The sequence below is a fragment of the uncultured Rikenella sp. genome (assembly GCF_948810725.1).
GTDB lineage: Bacteria > Bacteroidota > Bacteroidia > Bacteroidales > Rikenellaceae > Rikenella.
This window is the reverse complement of record NZ_CAQIVA010000004.1, coordinates 20,193-36,860: the sequence shown is the minus strand read 5'-3', so window position 1 is coordinate 36,860 and position 16,668 is coordinate 20,193. Positions and strand designations below refer to the sequence as shown.

Sequence of the window (16,668 nt, the reverse complement as noted above, 5' to 3'; positions counted from 1 at the left end):
TATCGCTCTCTATTTTGTGCCGGGATTTTTCCACCACGCGCCGCGTTCGGCAAAGGTGGCGGCCAGACGTTCGATCGACCGGTCGTGGGTCAGTTCGATATCTTTCGGAAAAAAGCAGGCTGGGAGTTGTCCTTTGCTGCGGTGATGCGCCACGCACTGGCAGCAGTATCCGTGACGGGTGCATCCGGTAGCGCTGCACGGACAAGCCGCATTCTGAGGGCCTTGTTTACATTCCATGGCTTTTGGAGTAAGTATTATGTTCAAGGTATGGTATCGTCATAGATGTGTCCGGAGGAGGGAATTTCTGTCTTGTTTGGTGTCAAATTTTGCAAATCCCCCGCCCCGGGCTACCGCAACGCAACCTCGGGCGTACCGGTGGGCGTCGGCAACGGCGGGTTCAGCTGGTCTTCCGCCACGAGCGGCATCGGCGGCCTGGACTTGCATTTCAATTCGCAGTACCTCCACGCTAGCCCCTCGGACGGTCGCGCCTACGGTTTTCAGTTGCGTTGCCTCTCGGAATAAACGGAGACAAACCCCGCCCCGGGTTTCCGCAATCGGGATACGGGTGTTCTGACGGGCGTCGGCGGCAGCGGGTACAGTTGGTCTTCCGCTCTTAGCAGGACTAACGGCGTGTTCTTGTGGTTCCACTCGCAGGATCTCGATCCCGGCAGCGTGGACAGCCGTGGCCACGGTCTTCCGTTGCGTTGCCTCTCGGAATAAACGAGCGAAGTGCCGTGTCTTTTTAATGGCAACTTCGTTTGGGAACTGCCTCCTGCGGTTCGAAGAACCGCGCGGGCCGGACGCCTCCCCCTCGGGAGGCCCGCAAACTCACTACGTTCGTTGCGTTCCGCCCGGGCGTCCGACCCGCCATCTTACCAGCTATAAGTTCCGCCTATTCTCGTCCTCGGCGCGCCTCCACGCGCCGGTCTTCGGGCACTCCGATTGGGCAGCCTCTACCCCGTTCTTTGTCGCGCGAGAACGTTCATTTGCACCGTCGCCACAAACACGATCCACACAAAACGGACAACCGGATTACCGATTTCCGAAAACCCGGCGGGCCAGCTCGTCCACCCGGCTCACATAAACGATTTCAATCCCTTTCGGCACATGGCTCAGTGCCTTGCGCGCATACCCCGAAACCACGATGGTGCGGAATCCCAGCCGCGCCGCCTCCGTCACCCGCTGTTCCGTCCGCGAAGCAGGCCGCACCTCGCCCGACAACCCCACCTCGCCCGCAAAACAGATATCCGTATCCAGCGCAATATCCAGCCCCGACGAAATAATCGCCGCGATGATCGCCAAGTCGAGCCCCGTGTCCGCCACCCGAAAACCTCCGGCCAGATTCAGAAAGACATCCTTCGTCCCGAGCTTGAACCCCACCCGTTTTTCGAGCACCGCCAGCAACATATTGAGCCGTTTATAATCCACCCCCGTGGCCGACCGCTGCGGCGTCCCGTAAGCCGACGAACTGACCAACGCCTGCGTCTCGATCAGGAACGGCCGCACCCCCTCGATCGTCGCCCCGATGGCGATGCCGCTCAACGGTTCGTCGTAGTGCGAGACCAGAATTTCCGACGGATTGTCCACCTCGCGCAACCCCTCGTTCCGCATCTCAAAAACACCGATCTCGTTGGTCGCGCCGAAACGATTCTTGATACTCCGCAGAATCCGGTAAGCATTGTTGCTGTCGCCTTCGAACTGAAAAACGACGTCCACGATGTGTTCCAAAATTTTCGGCCCCGCAATCGCCCCCTCCTTGGTGATATGACCGATGATCAGAACAGGAACCTTGGTCTCCTTGGCATACTTGAGCAGCATGGCGGCACACTCGCGCACCTGGCTGACACTTCCGGGCGAGGATTCGATCCGCTCGGAGTACAAGGTTTGGATCGAGTCGATCACGACCAACTCCGGCGTGTTCTCAGTCAGCTGAGTGATGATATTTTCGAGCGACGTTTCGCTCAGGATCATGCACTCTTCGTTGAGTACGCCGATCCGGTCAGCACGCATTTTGATCTGTTCGGGACTCTCTTCTCCCGAGACGTACAGGATCGGAGAATTGGCCATCCTCACCGCGATCTGGAGGGCCAGGGTCGATTTCCCGATCCCGGGTTCGCCGCCCAGCAACACCAGCGAGCCGGGCACCAGTCCGCCGCCGAGCACCCGATTGACCTCCTGATTGAGCAGGTCGATCCGTTCGAAAGCGGCCCGTTGCACCTGACGAACGGGTATCGGGCGATTTCGTTCGCCAGAACCGGCAGAGAGGCTGAAAAAATTATTGGTCGTGAGCGGGGTACTTTTGGCGGCAACGATCTCTTCGGTATAGGTGTTCCACTGTCCGCAGGCCGGGCATTTCCCGACCCATTTCGGAGATTCGTTGCCGCAGGCGGTACAGAAATAGCTCTTTTTTAATTTGGCCATAGTTCAAGAAGAGGGGATTGGGTTTCGACAAAGATAGCAGAATGTTTACTTCTGCCTCCGTTTGTCCGAGATTTCAGAGCGGATCGGGCAGGGTCATCGGTTTTCGCATACGGGGCAGCCCCGCCCCGGGCTTCCGCTACCACAGGTCGGGTTTGCCGGGAGGTGTCGGTGATGGCGGTTACAGTTGGTCACGTACACCGATGGCGGGCGATGGCATGGGCTTGGATTTGGGCACGCAGCATCTCAACACGAACCATTTGTGCCACCGTGTTTACGGTCGTCTGTTGCGCTGCCTCTCGGAATAAACGGGACTGAACAGTTTTTGCTGGCAGCCTCTACCCTACTTTGGTTTGACCTTGGTGGGTCGGACGCCCGGGAGGTACAGCAACTCTCGACGCGCAAGCGGCGTGTTGCGGCCCTACGAACCGCAAGAGCACAGCACCCATCCATCACCCAATGCTGTGGAATTCGTCCTCGGCGCGCCCCCCCGCGCCGCTGATGCGTCGCTGCGCCCGAGGACGGCGATTCCCTTCGGAATCGCGCTACTCGCTCTCAGTTTAGGAGAGTTGAAGCCTGCGGGGCCCAAAAGCAACGTTAGTTGCGGGCCTCCGCGACCGGAGGCTTCGGCCCGCGCGGCTCTATGAGCCGCAAAAGCTCAGCCTTAAAAGCTCGGCTAACAGCCCTTTTCAAAGCACAGCCCCATTCTCAGCCCAGCGCAGCGGGAAAACCGTAGCCGGTTTTCCCGCCTGAAGAACAAGCACAGCCCAAGGCTCGTCCTAGTTCTCCGCCCTGTGTCAGCCTCACTGCGGCTCCGCTTGCGCTCCGCCGCGTTTTGCCGTCGCCCGCGGCAATTCTTGCCGGATTGGCCAAGTGCCAACCGGCAGAATATGCCATCTTAAGCGGGCGGGCGACGGAGTTCCGCGCGCGGGTCGAGCTTTGACCCGCCTAAAACTGTTCTCTTTGTGAACAAAGAGAACCAGAAAACCGACGCTGCCAGCGAGCGCAATGCAAACGTAGTTTGCAAATTGCCGAGCGGCGAGGAGGAAGGCGAAGCCAAACTTTAGACGGATGCTGACGCATCCTAAAGCTACCGGCGGCCCAATTCTTTGTTCGCGCGCGGGCCCCACGTCCCGTGGACGGGCGAAACTACGTTTCGCTATGGCAACCTCTACCCCACACCCATAAGATACTCCCAAAAATCAACCCCTACTTGATCGATTTCGTGATGCGCATCGCACAGAAATGAGGCCCGCACATGGCGCAAAAATCCGCATTCTCCTTCACCATCTCCCGGTGCATACGTCGCGCCCGCTCCGGGTCCAGCGACAGGTTGAACTGGTCGAGCCACCGGAAATCATACCGTGCCCGGCTCATCGCCAAGTCGCGAGCCAAAGCCGCCGGATGTCCCTTAGCGATATCCGCCGCATGCGCCGCCAGTTTGTAAGTCACCACCCCCTCGCGCACATCGTCGCGGTTCGGCAAAGCCAGGTGCTCTTTGGTCGTCACATAACACAGCATCGCTGTCCCGAACCACCCGATCATCGCCCCCCCGATCGCCGACGTGATGTGATCGTACCCCGCCCCGATGTCCGAGACCAACGGCCCGAGCGTGTAGAACGGCGCCCCGTGACACCATTCGAGTTGCCGATCCATATTTTCGCGGATGCGGTTCATCGGCACATGCCCCGGCCCCTCGACAATCACCTGCACATCCTGCTCCCACGCCCGGTGGCACAGCTCGCCCAGCGTTTTGAGTTCTCCGAACTGCGCCTCGTCGTTCGCATCCGCAATCGACCCCGGCCTCAGGCCGTCGCCCAATGACAAAGCCACGTCGTAGCGCGCCATAATCTCGCAAATCTCGTTGAAATGCTCGTACAGAAAACTCTCCCGCCCATGATGCGCCATCCACTTCGCCATAATCGACCCCCCGCGCGAGACGATACCCGTCACCCGCCGTTGCGCCATCGGCACATATGCCTGCAACAACCCCGCGTGAATCGTAAAATAGTCCACCCCCTGTTCGCACTGTTCGATCAGCGTCTCGCGATAAGCCTCCCACGTCAAATCCTCGACCACCCCGCCGACCTTTTCCAAGGCCTGATAGAGCGGCACCGTCCCGATCGGCACCGGCACATTGCGCAGGATCGCCTCCCGCGTCTGGTGAATCTGAACCCCCGTCGAGAGATCCATCACCGTGTCCGCCCCCCACTTAATGGCCCACAGCGCCTTCTCGACCTCCTCCGCAATGGAAGAACCGAGCGCCGAATTGCCGATATTGGCATTGATCTTCACCCGGTATTCGCTGCCGATCACCATCGGCTCCGACTCCGGATGACATCGATTGGCCGGAAGAATCGCCCGTCCCTCCGCCACCGACCGCCTCACCTGTTCCGGCGTGATATAGCCCTCGTCTCCCGGCCGCAGTCCCGCATTCTCGCGAATCGCCGCATACTCCATCTCGCGGGTCACCACCCCCTGTCGCGCATACCACCGCTGGGTATGAAACTCCCCCTCCGGCAATGCCGCCGCCCGCTCCGCCATCCATTGCTCCCGCAAGCGGGGAATCCCTCGTTCCGTATCCGCCTCGTATCCCGCCTCCGTATACACCCCCGTCGTGTCGTACAAATCCACAGATTCGCCGTTCGTCAAATGAACGCGCCGCATCCCGACCCGCAGATCGGGAAACAACTCGCCCGGGCGATATACCTTTTCCGAAGCGTTCTGGGGTTCGTGGAACAGTTCTTTATACATAGTTATTTCGTTCTTTTCAGCAGTGAATAAGCATATTTTTCGAGCACAGCCAGCCGGTCCGCATCCTCGTGCGCCCTGCGCAGCGACGCCAGCGCGCGCGTAAAATAGCGTTCGATAGCCGCCTCCGCCGCGCTGCGCACCCCCAGCGCATCATAAATCCCCCGCACCCGCAACAATTTCTCGTCCATATCCCCCGGAGCCCATATCGCAGCCCGTTGCTCCGCCGAAGCGGCCGCCATGGCGGCGATATGCAGAAAGGTCTTTTTCCCGACCGCAATATCTCCTCCGATCGCCTTCCCGAAGGTTTCGGCATCGCCGTAGGTATCGAGCAGGTCGTCCTGAATCTGGAACGCCAGCCCGAGGTTCACGCCGAAGTCGTACAAAGCACGTCGCTCGGCCGGAGAAGCGCCCCCCACGATCGCCCCCATCTCCAGCGCCGCGGCCAGCAGTACGGAGGTCTTGAGGCGGATCATTTCGAGATACTCCGCTTCGCTCACTTCGCGGTCGGTTCGTTCGAACTCCATGTCGTACTGCTGCCCCTGACAGACCTCCATGGCCGCCCGGTTGAACACGGCGAGCAATTCGGGAAGAAGTTCGGCGTAATTCCCCGATGAAAGGATCTGGTAGGCGAAAATCAGCATGGCGTCGCCGGAGAGGATGGCGCTGTTTTCGCTCCACTTCAGGTGAACGGTCGGCCTCCCGCGCCGCATGGGGGCGCGATCCATAATGTCGTCGTGGAGCAGGGTGAAGTTATGGAAGACTTCGACGGCAATGGCTGCCGGCAACGCTTCGCTTACCTTTCCGCCGCAGAGATCGGCGCTCAGCAGGCACAGCAACGGTCGGATCCGCTTTCCGCCGTCTTCGAGGATGTAGCGGACGGGAGCGTACAGTCCCTGCGGTTCGATCTGTTCGAGGGGGAGCTTTTCGAGCTCCGTTTCGATGCGTTGCAATAACTCGTCGGTATTTTTCATCATCGGATTCGGCATCTATGGTCTTGCATGCGGGCGGTAGGTCTCGGAACGTCCGATTGTTTTTGGGTAGAAGCGGTCTGACGGGGATGTAGGCCGCCTAATTAGGGTAGGGGCTGTCAGTAAAACGCCCTGCGGGCCCGCCCCGGGCTACCTGCGCGACTTCACAGGCCTGCATGTGTATGTCGGACATAGCGGCATCAGTCAGTCTGCCACTCCTCATGAAATCCGCTGCATATATTTGAATTTTAATCCCGTAGGTCTTGGCTCGACGAGTATCGGAAACCGTGCCCACGGTTTTCAGTTGCGTTGCCTCTCGGAATAAACGGTGCCGCTCGGCACTCGAAAGCTGGCTGGAACTACCCCAAGCAACCGACAGCTTCTACCCTATTGGTGCTCCTGCGGCTCGCAGAGCCGCCCGGGCCGAAGCCTCCCGCAGCGGAGGCCCGCAACTGACGTTGCTTTAGGCCTCGCAGGCTCCGGCCGCGAAAGCAATCCCTAATTCACTCCTCTTTTAGCAAAGCGGGCCGGACACCCGGGAGGAAGGCAACTCTCGACGCGCAAGCGGCGGGTTGCGGGCCTCCCGAGAGGAGGCGTCCGGCCCGCGCGACCCAAAGGGCCGCAGAAGATCAGTCCACACCTTGGTTTTTCACCTGCAACATGCTGATTTATTCACGCTTCGGTTCTATCAAGTCGTCCAAGAATTGACCGCACCTTCGTATTCGTCCCGAAATCGGGCATTTCCGGGGCGAGGATTACCAATCCACGCGACAGGAAACCGAAGTTCGGCAACCGAGCGATCCAACAATTCAAACGAAAAGCCCGAAAAATCCGGCAACATCTCTAAATCATATTGTACGAACCGACTCTTGTCATACAACAAACGATCTTCAGAAGCCGCTATATCTTGATCCATCTTTTCTTCATCATTGGGGTCATAAGCTCCGAGACCCAAACTATAACCGTTCGCCGTGCCTACGACACCTATGGTTCGCTCGTCAGTACCCCCGAACTCCAACCGGATACCGCTCATCCGGATACGATACCGCTCGCCGAGTCGTAATCTCCGAGAATCGATGCAAATTTCATAATTCGCAATAGGCTCGATCACCTGTTCGTCAGGCGTACCCACAAAGATTCGATAGGGTGCGAACCCGTATCTCCGTACCGAAAAGAGCACTCTCTCTTCCTTTTCATCGGTCACGACCACCTCGCCGCAAGGAGTGATCAGCCGATCGATATCCTCAACTTGTCGACCCGTTAATTCCATCATTCTTTCAAAGATACATGGGTACGAACCGCCCCCGCACATTTCGAAGACAGCCCTACTCAGCCGCCTCGACAATCCCGATCCCCAGTTCGTCCAGCTGCGCCTGCGCCAGAGCCGACGGCGCGTCGATCATCATATCGCGTCCGCTGTTGTTCTTCGGGAACGCGATGAAATCGCGAATCGAATCCGATCCGCCGAACAACGAACACATCCGGTCGAAACCGAACGCAATTCCCCCGTGCGGCGGCGCCCCATACTTGAAAGCCCCCAGAAGGAATCCGAACTGCGCCTGCGCCTCCTCCGGCGTAAAGCCCAACACCTCGAACATCCGGCTCTGCACCCGCCCGTCGTGGATCCGGATCGACCCTCCGCCGACCTCGACCCCGTTTACCACAAAGTCATACGCCTCCGCCCGCACATCCCCCAGCACCTTGATATCCGTCGAGAAGAATTTATCCATATCCTCCGCTTTGGGCGACGTAAACGGGTGGTGCATTGCATAATAGCGCTGCGTCTCGTCATCCCATTCCAAGAGCGGAAAATCGACCACCCACAACGGCGCGAACGTATCGTGCGGCCTGAGCCCCAGCCGATCCCCCATCTCCAACCGCAACGCGCACAGCGCCGCCAACGTCTGTTTTTTGGCACCCGCCAGTATGAGCAGCAAATCCCCCGCCTGCATGCCACAAGCCGAGCCCCATTTCGCCAACTCCTCCTGCGAGTAGAACTTGTCCACACTCGACTTGTACGAGCCGTCCGCCTCGCGCCGCACATACACCAGCCCCTTCGCCCCCACCTGCGGACGTTTGACAAACTCCGTCAGACCATCCAACTGCTTCCGCGTATAGGAAGCACACCCCGGCGCACAAATCGCTCCGACATATTCCGCCCCGTCGAACACCGCAAAGTCGTGCCCCTTCACCAAGCCCGTCAAGTCATTGAACGTCATCCCAAACCGGATATCCGGTTTGTCCGACCCATATTTTTCCATCGCCTCGTGCCACGTCATGCGCGGGAACCGCGCCTCTGCAAACTTCACTCCCAGCGTCTTGTCGAACATCGTCCGCATCATCCCTTCGAACACCGTGAGCACGTCCTCGCGCTCCACGAACGCCATTTCGCAGTCCACCTGGGTAAATTCCGGCTGCCGGTCTGCCCGCAAGTCCTCGTCCCGAAAACAGCGCACGATCTGGAAATAGCGGTCATAGCCGCTCACCATCAGGAGTTGTTTGAAAGTCTGCGGCGACTGAGGCAAGGCATAAAATTCGCCCGGATTCATCCGACTCGGCACCACGAAATCCCGCGCCCCTTCCGGCGTCGATTTGATCAGATACGGCGTCTCGATCTCCATGAACCCCTGCGCATCGAGGTAGTTGCGTACCTCCTGCGCCAGCCGGTGACGCAGCATCATCGCCCGCTGCAACGGCGCTCGCCGCAGGTCGAGGTAGCGATATCTCATCCGCAAATCATCTCCCCCGTCGGACTGTTCTTCGATGGTAAACGGCGGCACTTCGCTGGTATTCAAAATTTGCATGTCGGCAGCGACGATTTCGATCTCGCCGGTCGGTATTTTGCTGTTTCTAGCCGACCGTTCCGTGACGGTTCCGGTCACCTGGATCACATATTCGCGGCCGAGTCGTCCGGCCGTTTCCCGGACGGCGTCGGCAGCGTGTTCGTCCACGGTGATCTGGGTAATGCCGTATCGGTCGCGCAGGTCGATAAAGACCATCGAGCCTAAGTTGCGCACCTTCTGTACCCATCCGGCAAGGATAACGGTCTTATTCGCATCGGTGAGCCGAAGCTCGCCGCAGGTGGCTGTTCTAAACATGATTGACTTCGGTTTTTTAGGAACTCAAAGATACATATTTTTTACCGTTCGCGAGCACCGCCCGGGCTACCGCGGCTATACCTTGGGCGAAGCGGGTAGCAGCGGTCACCACGGATTCAGCTGGTCTTCCGCCGCAAGCGGGATCTACGGTCTGAATTTGATTTTCTATTCGCAGAGCCTCACGACCAGCTACTCGGGCAGCCGCGCTTACGGTCTTCAGTGGCGCTGCCTCTCGGAATAAACAGGGACGAGCGGCGCGCGAACCAGGTAGCCTTAGCCTCAAATTGGGGTAGAGGCGGCCAATAAAACACCCTGAAGGTGCGCCCCGGGCTTCCGCGACTCAGGCCTTCATGGATTATTGGGAGCTCTGGCGAGCGTCGGCCTCAGCGGATACAGCTACTCATCATCGACAAAAGAAGCTTACAGTCTATTCGTAGATTTCCACACACAGGGTTTCAGCCCCAGCTATACAAATGGCCGTGGTTTCGGTTTTCAATTGCGTTGCCTCTCGGAATAAACGGGGAAGGAGTGGGGGCGGTGAATAAGGGGCTGGGCTACCCTACTCTCTTGGACGGGCTGAAGCCTGCGGGACCCACAGCAACGTCAGTTGCGGGCCTCCGCGGCGGGAGGCTTTGGCCCGCGCGGCTCTACGAGTCGCAAAAGCAATAATGCCCAAAGCCCAGCCAATAGTTCAGACCAATTCTGTCGGGTTCGGACTGCGCGCTCCGGGGGTGGGCCAAAGGCCTAGCGCGCAGGCCCGGCGGTTCTACGAACCGCAAGAGCAACGCCCATTCGTCCACGCCTGTTTGCAGTCGCCGCCAGCGGTGAGTGCAACGAGCCCCGACGAGTTGCAGTCCGACCGCGTGGGGTGGCGGCGGACTGCGCGGCTCTGCGAGCCGCAAGAGCTCAGCCCATTCACCACTCAAATCTTGTGAGTTCGTCCTCGGCACTCCCCTCGCGCCGCTAAAGCGTCGCTCTCGCCGAGGACGGCGACCTAAAGGTCGCAAAAGCACGACCAACGGCGCGGCCCAACCCACGGCCCAATTCTAGGAGATTCGTCCTCAGCACGCCTCCCTCGCGCCGCTGATGCGTCACCCGCGCCGAGGACGGCGATTCTGCGAATCGCGCTACTCGCTCTCGCCCCTGTCTCCGCCCCGTGTCCGCCTCACTGCGGCTCCGCTATCGCTCCGCCGCACTTGCCACGGGTGATTGTCGAGCTCTGTTCCGCGCGCTGACGGAAATCTTATTCAAAGCGCAAGACGCTTTGAATGATTTCCTACTTCAGCGGTCGCGCGCGGTCGAGCTTTGACCCGCCTAAAACTGGCCTCGGGCCGGGCGGGCCCCACTTAGTAAGGCAGAGAGAACCCGAACAAAACACCCAACGGGTGCGGGGACGGGAAATGCTGCGCATTTCTGCGGCAGCCTCTACCTCAATCACGCCGCGGTAGCAGCCCAACTCCCGGGCCGTGCGAACTCACGCCCTTGCGTAGCTGAGAGCAGCCGATTATCTTTGCAAAACGAAAACAAACGAGACCCCGATCGATGAAAAAAAAGCGTCATATTTTCCTCACCCTTTGGCTCGCCACAACCGGAGCCATCGGAATCGCAACCGCTCAAACCGCCGACTACGCCGCTTTTTTGCGTGAAGTCGCCGCACGGAGCCCCCAACTCGCAGCCGCCGAGAAAGAGCACACCGCCTCCGTGCGCCAGCTGCGTACCGGCCTCGCTCCCGACGATCCGTCCGTGGCACTGGAATACTATTTCGTCGGCGAAACCCGTTACGAACTCGCCTTCGAACAAGCCTTCGACTTCCCCACCGTCTACCACCAGCGCAATAAAATCAGCAAATTAGGCATTTCGAAAGCCGAGCAGGAGCACCGCACCGCCCAACGCGCCGTGATGGGCGAAGTATCAGACGCCTATCTGCGCCTCGTCTACGCTACCGAGCGGATCGAGATTTTCAGCCGTCGGCGCGACGCCCTACGCCAAGCCGTCGAGCTCTACCGGAAAGGGATCGAAAACGGCAGCACGACCCTGATCGAGCTGCGCAACGCCGGGATGCTGCTGACCGAAGCCGCTGACAATCTCGCCGTCGCCGAAGCCGAACACGCCGAAGCCGCTTTAGCGCTGGCCCAGCTGAACGGCGGTACCGCCATCGCCGCACAAGGCTACCCTACCTTCGCCTTCAGCGGCACACGCGACGAATTCGTACAAGCCGCCCTGGCCGCCGACTACGAACTCGAAGCCGCCGCCATCGACACCCTGATCGCCCGTCGCACCCTGAAACTGAGCCGACAAGCCTGGTTGCCGAAACTGACCGTCGGCTACAAAGTCGAAATCGAAGGCCACAAAGGCACCAACGCACTGCTGGCCGGCATCTCGCTTCCGCTGTGGCAGAACATCGGCAGCACCCGGGCAGCCAAAGCCGCCCGTGATGCGGCCGAAGCCCGTCATGAAGCCGTCGCCACGCAGGCCGAAGCACGCCTGAAGGCCTTGTACGAACGGTTCCGGATTCTCTCCTCCACCCTGACGACCCGACAGACCGCTCACGCGTCGGACAACTACCCGCAACTCATCGAAAAAGCCATTAAGGGGGGCGAACTGACCGCCATCGACGCCCTGCTGGCCCTCTCCGAGTGGTACGCCCTGAGCGACAACCTCACCACCCTGAAATACGAAGTGGCTCAGGCCGGAGCCGCCATGGCCCTGTGCCTGCTTTAGCACGAGGCTATTAAGATTCACAAAGGCCCGCCCCGGGCTACCGCGACTTCGGCCGGACGGACTATGGGGGTATAGCTAATGGGGGCGGTAACATCGGATACAGTTGGTCATCTACGTTGGTAGCGAATAGCATCACAACACAGGTCATGGCTTTTTACACCGAATACCTTGATCCAGGCAGCTCGCAATATCGCGGCCACGGTCTTCAGTTGCGTTGCCTCTCGGAATAAACGCCGCGGGCCCGCGGGGGGCAAAGGGCCGGGTCTACCCTAAAAAATAAGGGCAGCCTCTACCCTAAGCAAGTTAACACCCCTGCCACGGCAACCAAACCCAAATACCTCCATATGCCACGAAGGGCGATTCCGAACCGGTTCGGAATCGCCCTTCTGCTATCAGGCCCGCGACGAATCGCGCTAATTCAGACTGATCTCGTCGATGAAGACGAACGCCGGACTGTTCTTGCCCGGATGCCACTCCGGCATACTGTGCTCCGGCTTCACGACGATCTTCACATACCGCGTCGTCACCGGATCGAACGTCAATTCATGTTCGTAAATGCCGTCCCGATCCTTCTGTCCCAACACCGGATACTCCGCTTCGGCCACTTTCCGGTACGTCACGCCGTCGTCCGACACCTCCACGCCGAAATAGCGCGCGTCGAACACCCAGTCCCCCTTCACCACGCACGTTTCGATCTGCGCCCGCGAGATTTCGGTCGGTTGCAGGAGGTCGATCACCGCCTCCATGTCGTTCTTCCAGAAGGCGATCCACCGCCCCGTCTTGTAGTTGCCGTTCCCCCGCAGACCGTCCACCAGCGTCCCCGCACCGGCATATTCATACTGCTTGTTGATCGGCTGGAGCATCGTGATCGGCTTCACGCTCGCCTTGTTGAAAGCGATCTCTTCGGTAAACACCCGGCTGGCCCCCGTCGGACGGATCACCACCGCCTTGAGCGTCCCCGGCCGGTCGATCTTCAGCGTGTCGGTATACTTCGGCGACGAAGCCGTCGGTTCGCTGCCGTCCAGCGTGTAGTGGATATCCGCGCTGTCGATCGCGAACATCGCCACGTCGAGCACCCCTTCCGCCGGATTCGGCAGGAACGAGACATTCACGTCGAAGACATGCGTCGCATAGTTATACCCCAACAGGTCGTAAATCCGCACCAGTTTCGGCAGCCGCGCCAGGAAGAGCTCGTAATTCTTCTGCGTCGGATCGCTCCACTGGATTTCGGCCAGCGCCGCCATCCGCGGCAGCTCCATGTACTCCACCTGCCGGAAATTCGGAATATACTCCGTCCAGAGGTTGGCCTGCACCCCGATGATATACTTCGCCTCCTCCGGCGAGAGCGTCGGCGACACCGGTTCGTAGTTGTAGACCATTTCGACCGGCACATACCCGCCGATCGCCATCGGTTCCCGGTCGACATCCTTGCTCTGGTAGTAGTCGAAGTAGAGGTAAGTCGTCGGCGTCATGATCGCCTGGTGCCCCTGCCGGGCCGCCTCGATACCGCCCTCGACGCCGCGCCAGCTCATCACCGTGGCATTCGGCGCCAGCCCCCCTTCGAGCGTCTCGTCCCAGCCGATGATCTGCCGCCCGCGGGCGTTCAGGAACTTTTCGGCGTGGTTGATGACGAAACTCTGCAAATACTCCTCAGCCGTATGTTTCGCATCCCCCTTGATGCCCAGCGCCTTGATGCGCGCCTGGCATTTCGGACAAGCCTTCCAGCGCACCTTCGGACACTCGTCCCCGCCGACATGGATATATTCGCTCGGGAAGATTTCGACCACCTCGGCCAGCACATCTTCGATAAACCGCAACGTGGAGTCGTTCCCCGCGCACAGCACATCGTCCGCCACGCCCCACTGTCCCCACACCTCGTACGGTCCGCCCGTGCAGCCCAGCTGCGGATAGGCCGTCAGCGCCGCCAGCATGTGCCCCGGCAGGTCGATCTCCGGAATCACCGTGATGTGACGTTCAGCCGCATAGGCCACGATTTCGCGCGCCTCGTCCTGCGTATAGAACCCGGAGTGCGGCACACTGTCGTAAACGCCCGTGTTGTGTCCCACGACCGTCGCCTTGCGCACCGAGCCCACCTCCGTGAGGCGCGGGTGTTTGCGAATCTCGATGCGCCACCCCTGGTCGTCCGTCAGGTGCCAGTGGAAGCGGTTCATATTGTGCAGCGCCAACATGTCGATGAACCGTTTCACCGAGTCGACCCCGATGAAATGGCGGCTCACGTCGAGATGCGCCCCGCGGTATCCGAACCGCGGCCAGTCGTTGATCTCGACCTGCGGCAGCAGCGCCGCCCCGTCGGTCACCGGCAACGCCTTGCGGAGCGTCTGGATCCCGTAGAAGACACCCGCCTCGGAAGCTCCCGTAATGGTCACCCCGTCGGCCGTCACCTGAAGGCGGTACGCCTCGGGATTCTCCGCCGCGAGCCCCGTCGCGAGCACGATATTCCCCCGCGCATCCGTTCCCGTCCCCGGTGCCGTCTGCAACCGGAGCCCCGTCATCTGACCGACGTATTCGGCCAGGAATTCTGCGTTCCGCTTCAGTGCTTCGTTATTCTCCGGATAGAGAATCTTCGCATTTTTGTCGAGCCGGAAATCGGCCCCCTGCACCCCGGCCACCTGCTGCGGCAACGGAATAACCTGATAGTCGGCCCGCTGAACGGTACCCGACGCACAGGCCGTAAAGAGACCGGCGAGCAGCGTCGTTTTCAACAATCGATGAATCGAGATCATAGAAAGAGTATTGGTTTTTAGTTGGTATTTCACAGAAACGGCCCCGAAAAGAGCCCTCGGAAGACAAAGATAGGAATTTCGAACCGTAAACCCGCCATCGGCCCCTACGGTTTCCGCCCGCCGGGCCCCTCTCCGCTCAGTCGATCAGCCCGAAATGACGCAAAGCCCGGGCAATCCCCTCCTCGTCCACCGACGTCGTCACATAGTCCGCCTCCGCTTTCACCGCCCCGTCGGCATTGCCCATCGCCACCCCCGTCCCCACATGGCGCAACATCGGGATGTCGTTGCCGCCGTCGCCGAAGGCCATCGTCTCGTCGAGCCCGATGCCGAACCGGGCCAGCAGCCGGTCGATCCCCTCGGCCTTGTCCACCCCCGCCGGTACGACATCGGCGAAGAGCGGATTCCACCGCATGGGCCGACAGCCCGGCAACACCTCCCGCATCAGCCGCGGCTCCTCCTCCGGGCTGAAAAAGGCGATCAGCTGCAAGACTCCCCGTCGGGCCGCCTCGCTCCACTCCTCCGCCGAGACGAGCCGGGCGGGCTGCGACGTCCTGACCAGTTTCCGGATCCGCTCGACCCGCTCATCGACGAAGTTCAGACACATCTCGTGCTCGCCGGCCAGCACGCAGGCGAACGCGTCAGGCCCCTGCTGCCACCGGATCAGCCGTTCGACATCCTCCTCGGGGATCGCCCGCCGGAAGACCACCTCGTCGCGTCCGGCCAGACAGTATCCGCCGTTCAGAGCGACATAGCCGTCGAACGGGAAATCGCAAACGGGAAAGATATCAGAAGGGTGACGTCCCGAAGCGATAAAAAGTTTCACGCCGCGCTGCCGGAGCTGTTCGAGTGCGCGCCGGGTCGAGACCGGCACCGCATGGTCGCGGAAGCTGACCAGCGTGCCGTCGATGTCGAAAAAGAGGGCTTTTATCATAAGAGGCTGTCGATCGCACCGCAAAATTACGGCTCGTTTCGGAATTATCCGCCGTCCGGGCCCGCAATTTCACCGCTTACGCCGCTGTCCGATGGCACTGTTTTTGCGGCTGAGGACAGAAATAAACGCATCGTCGTCCGTTATGAAAGATATCCGACTCACTCCGGTTGATAAACGCATCATCGACTGGCTCAACATTCTTGTTCTGCTGGGTTCGCTGGCGATCATCGCGTCGCTGTCGTACAACATCCTGACGGTCGACCGCTACCGGCCGGACAGTCCGATGACCCTCACGATCCAATTGGTCGTCTGTTCGATTTTCATCCTCGACTTTCTGGTTCGGTGGGTCATCGCTCCGCGCAAAGGCCGCTTCGTGAAGCACAATTTCCTGTTGCTGTTGTTCTCGATCCCGTTTCTGAACATCGTCCACTATGCGCAGTGGAACATTCCGCACGAGCTGCACTACCTGTTGGGGTTCGTGCCGTTGCTGCGCGGGGGCTACGGGCTGGTGGTGATCACCCGCTGGTTCACCCACCGGAGCGCGACGAGTCTGATGGTTTCGTACCTGGCTATCCTGACGGCGACGACTTACTTTACGAGTCTGATCTTTTTCGTGGCGGAACGGGGGCTCAATCCGGATGTGAAGACCTATTCGGATGCGTTGTGGTGGGCGACGATGGATTTGACGACGGTCGGGTCGAACATCGTGGCGGTGACGCCGGTGGGAAAGATTCTTTCGGTTTTTCTGGCCGCTGCGGGCATGATGATGCTCCCGATTTTCACGGTCTACATCACGGATCGGGTGGTCAATAGCCGTTCGCAAGCTGCCGGGCATCAGGCCTCCACCCCGACCGGGGATTCCGCGGGACAGGCTGAACAGAAACAGGGGCACGTCTGACATTGGAGCGCCTTCGTGCCTGCCCCGACATGGCGGAAAGCCCCGCCCCGGGCTACCGCAGTCACATTTCGGGTATACTAAGCGGCGGAGGGAACAGCGGCTATAGCTGGAACTTGTCAGTCTCTGACATCTTTGG

At 60.0% G+C, this 16,668-nt stretch carries 13 protein-coding genes; 5 read left to right on the top strand and 8 right to left on the bottom strand.

The features are described 5' to 3' along the window. Window positions 1-9: 9 nt before the first annotated feature. Window positions 10-237 carry a DUF6485 family protein gene (locus tag Q9S52_RS03100; protein ID WP_297627999.1) on the bottom strand — a complete coding sequence of 76 codons (228 nt, stop codon included), beginning with the start codon at window positions 235-237 and terminating at the stop codon, window positions 10-12. Between the two features lie 138 nt (window positions 238-375). Between Q9S52_RS03100 and Q9S52_RS03095 the strand changes: the two genes are divergently transcribed. Then, entirely contained in the window at window positions 376-522 is a 147-nt protein-coding gene (locus Q9S52_RS03095) for a hypothetical protein (RefSeq protein ID WP_297829373.1), read from the top strand. 510 nt (window positions 523-1,032) lie between these two features. On the opposite strand, the gene radA is transcribed toward Q9S52_RS03095, so the two are convergent. The 3 genes from radA to Q9S52_RS03080 form a co-directional block, all read right to left on the bottom strand. Then, entirely contained in the window at window positions 1,033-2,421 is a 1,389-nt protein-coding gene (gene radA, locus Q9S52_RS03090; RefSeq protein ID WP_304708129.1) for a DNA repair protein RadA, read from the bottom strand. Window positions 2,422-3,627: 1,206 nt separating this feature from the next. Continuing rightward, the gene (gene thiC / locus Q9S52_RS03085) at window positions 3,628-5,172 is read right to left on the bottom strand and encodes a phosphomethylpyrimidine synthase ThiC (RefSeq protein WP_304708128.1); all 1,545 of its coding nucleotides are present in this window, start codon (window positions 5,170-5,172) and stop codon (window positions 3,628-3,630) included. Window positions 5,173-5,174: 2 nt separating this feature from the next. Beyond that, a complete protein-coding gene (locus Q9S52_RS03080; RefSeq protein ID WP_304708127.1) occupies window positions 5,175-6,146 on the bottom strand; it encodes a polyprenyl synthetase family protein in 972 nt (323 codons plus the stop codon). Between the two features lie 172 nt (window positions 6,147-6,318). On the opposite strand from Q9S52_RS03080, the gene Q9S52_RS03075 reads away from it, so the two are divergent. Then, window positions 6,319-6,465 carry a hypothetical protein gene (locus Q9S52_RS03075; protein ID WP_300400916.1) on the top strand — a complete coding sequence of 49 codons (147 nt, stop codon included), beginning with the start codon at window positions 6,319-6,321 and terminating at the stop codon, window positions 6,463-6,465. Window positions 6,466-6,828: 363 nt separating this feature from the next. Here Q9S52_RS03075 and Q9S52_RS03070 read toward each other — a convergent pair whose 3' ends face one another. Together Q9S52_RS03070 and aspS are read right to left on the bottom strand one after the other, a co-directional pair. After that, complete coding sequence (locus tag Q9S52_RS03070) at window positions 6,829-7,413, bottom strand: hypothetical protein (RefSeq protein WP_304708126.1); 585 nt, start codon at window positions 7,411-7,413, stop codon at window positions 6,829-6,831. Window positions 7,414-7,465: 52 nt separating this feature from the next. Then, window positions 7,466-9,238, bottom strand: a complete 1,773-nt coding sequence (aspS, locus tag Q9S52_RS03065) for an aspartate--tRNA ligase (protein ID WP_304708125.1) — start codon at window positions 9,236-9,238, stop codon at window positions 7,466-7,468. Between aspS and Q9S52_RS03060 the strand changes: the two genes are divergently transcribed. After that, a complete protein-coding gene (locus Q9S52_RS03060) occupies window positions 9,237-9,479 on the top strand; it encodes a hypothetical protein (protein WP_304708124.1) in 243 nt (80 codons plus the stop codon). The two genes, aspS and Q9S52_RS03060, sit on opposite strands and share 2 nt — an antisense overlap. A 1,301-nt stretch (window positions 9,480-10,780) precedes the next feature. Beyond that, the gene (locus tag Q9S52_RS03055) at window positions 10,781-11,959 is read left to right on the top strand and encodes a TolC family protein (protein WP_304708123.1); all 1,179 of its coding nucleotides are present in this window, start codon (window positions 10,781-10,783) and stop codon (window positions 11,957-11,959) included. 413 nt (window positions 11,960-12,372) lie between these two features. On the opposite strand, the gene Q9S52_RS03050 is transcribed toward Q9S52_RS03055, so the two are convergent. Together Q9S52_RS03050 and Q9S52_RS03045 are read right to left on the bottom strand one after the other, a co-directional pair. Further along, on the bottom strand, window positions 12,373-14,703 hold the full coding sequence (locus tag Q9S52_RS03050) for a family 20 glycosylhydrolase (RefSeq protein WP_370648984.1): 2,331 nt from the start codon (window positions 14,701-14,703) through the stop codon (window positions 12,373-12,375). 136 nt (window positions 14,704-14,839) lie between these two features. Beyond that, complete coding sequence (locus Q9S52_RS03045) at window positions 14,840-15,634, bottom strand: Cof-type HAD-IIB family hydrolase (protein ID WP_304708122.1); 795 nt, start codon at window positions 15,632-15,634, stop codon at window positions 14,840-14,842. A 142-nt stretch (window positions 15,635-15,776) separates the two neighbouring features. On the opposite strand from Q9S52_RS03045, the gene Q9S52_RS03040 reads away from it, so the two are divergent. Then, window positions 15,777-16,532, top strand: coding sequence for an ion channel (locus tag Q9S52_RS03040; protein ID WP_300726977.1), 756 nt, complete (start codon window positions 15,777-15,779; stop codon window positions 16,530-16,532). Window positions 16,533-16,668 lie beyond the last annotated feature (136 nt).

What these genes read in the sequence shown, in the direction of transcription:
- Q9S52_RS03100 (WP_297627999.1), bottom strand. Translation starts at nt 237, where the DNA reads ATGGAATGTAAACAAGGCCCTCAGAATGCGGCTTGTCCGTGCAGCGCT.
- radA (WP_304708129.1), bottom strand. Translation starts at nt 2,421, where the DNA reads ATGGCCAAATTAAAAAAGAGCTATTTCTGTACCGCCTGCGGCAACGAA.
- thiC (WP_304708128.1), bottom strand. Translation starts at nt 5,172, where the DNA reads ATGTATAAAGAACTGTTCCACGAACCCCAGAACGCTTCGGAAAAGGTA.
- Q9S52_RS03080 (WP_304708127.1), bottom strand. Translation starts at nt 6,146, where the DNA reads ATGATGAAAAATACCGACGAGTTATTGCAACGCATCGAAACGGAGCTC.
- Q9S52_RS03070 (WP_304708126.1), bottom strand. Translation starts at nt 7,413, where the DNA reads ATGATGGAATTAACGGGTCGACAAGTTGAGGATATCGATCGGCTGATC.
- Q9S52_RS03060 (WP_304708124.1), top strand. Translation starts at nt 9,237, where the DNA reads ATGATTGACTTCGGTTTTTTAGGAACTCAAAGATACATATTTTTTACC.
- aspS (WP_304708125.1), bottom strand. Translation starts at nt 9,238, where the DNA reads ATGTTTAGAACAGCCACCTGCGGCGAGCTTCGGCTCACCGATGCGAAT.
- Q9S52_RS03055 (WP_304708123.1), top strand. Translation starts at nt 10,781, where the DNA reads ATGAAAAAAAAGCGTCATATTTTCCTCACCCTTTGGCTCGCCACAACC.
- Q9S52_RS03050 (WP_370648984.1), bottom strand. Translation starts at nt 14,703, where the DNA reads ATGATCTCGATTCATCGATTGTTGAAAACGACGCTGCTCGCCGGTCTC.
- Q9S52_RS03045 (WP_304708122.1), bottom strand. Translation starts at nt 15,634, where the DNA reads ATGATAAAAGCCCTCTTTTTCGACATCGACGGCACGCTGGTCAGCTTC.
- Q9S52_RS03040 (WP_300726977.1), top strand. Translation starts at nt 15,777, where the DNA reads ATGAAAGATATCCGACTCACTCCGGTTGATAAACGCATCATCGACTGG.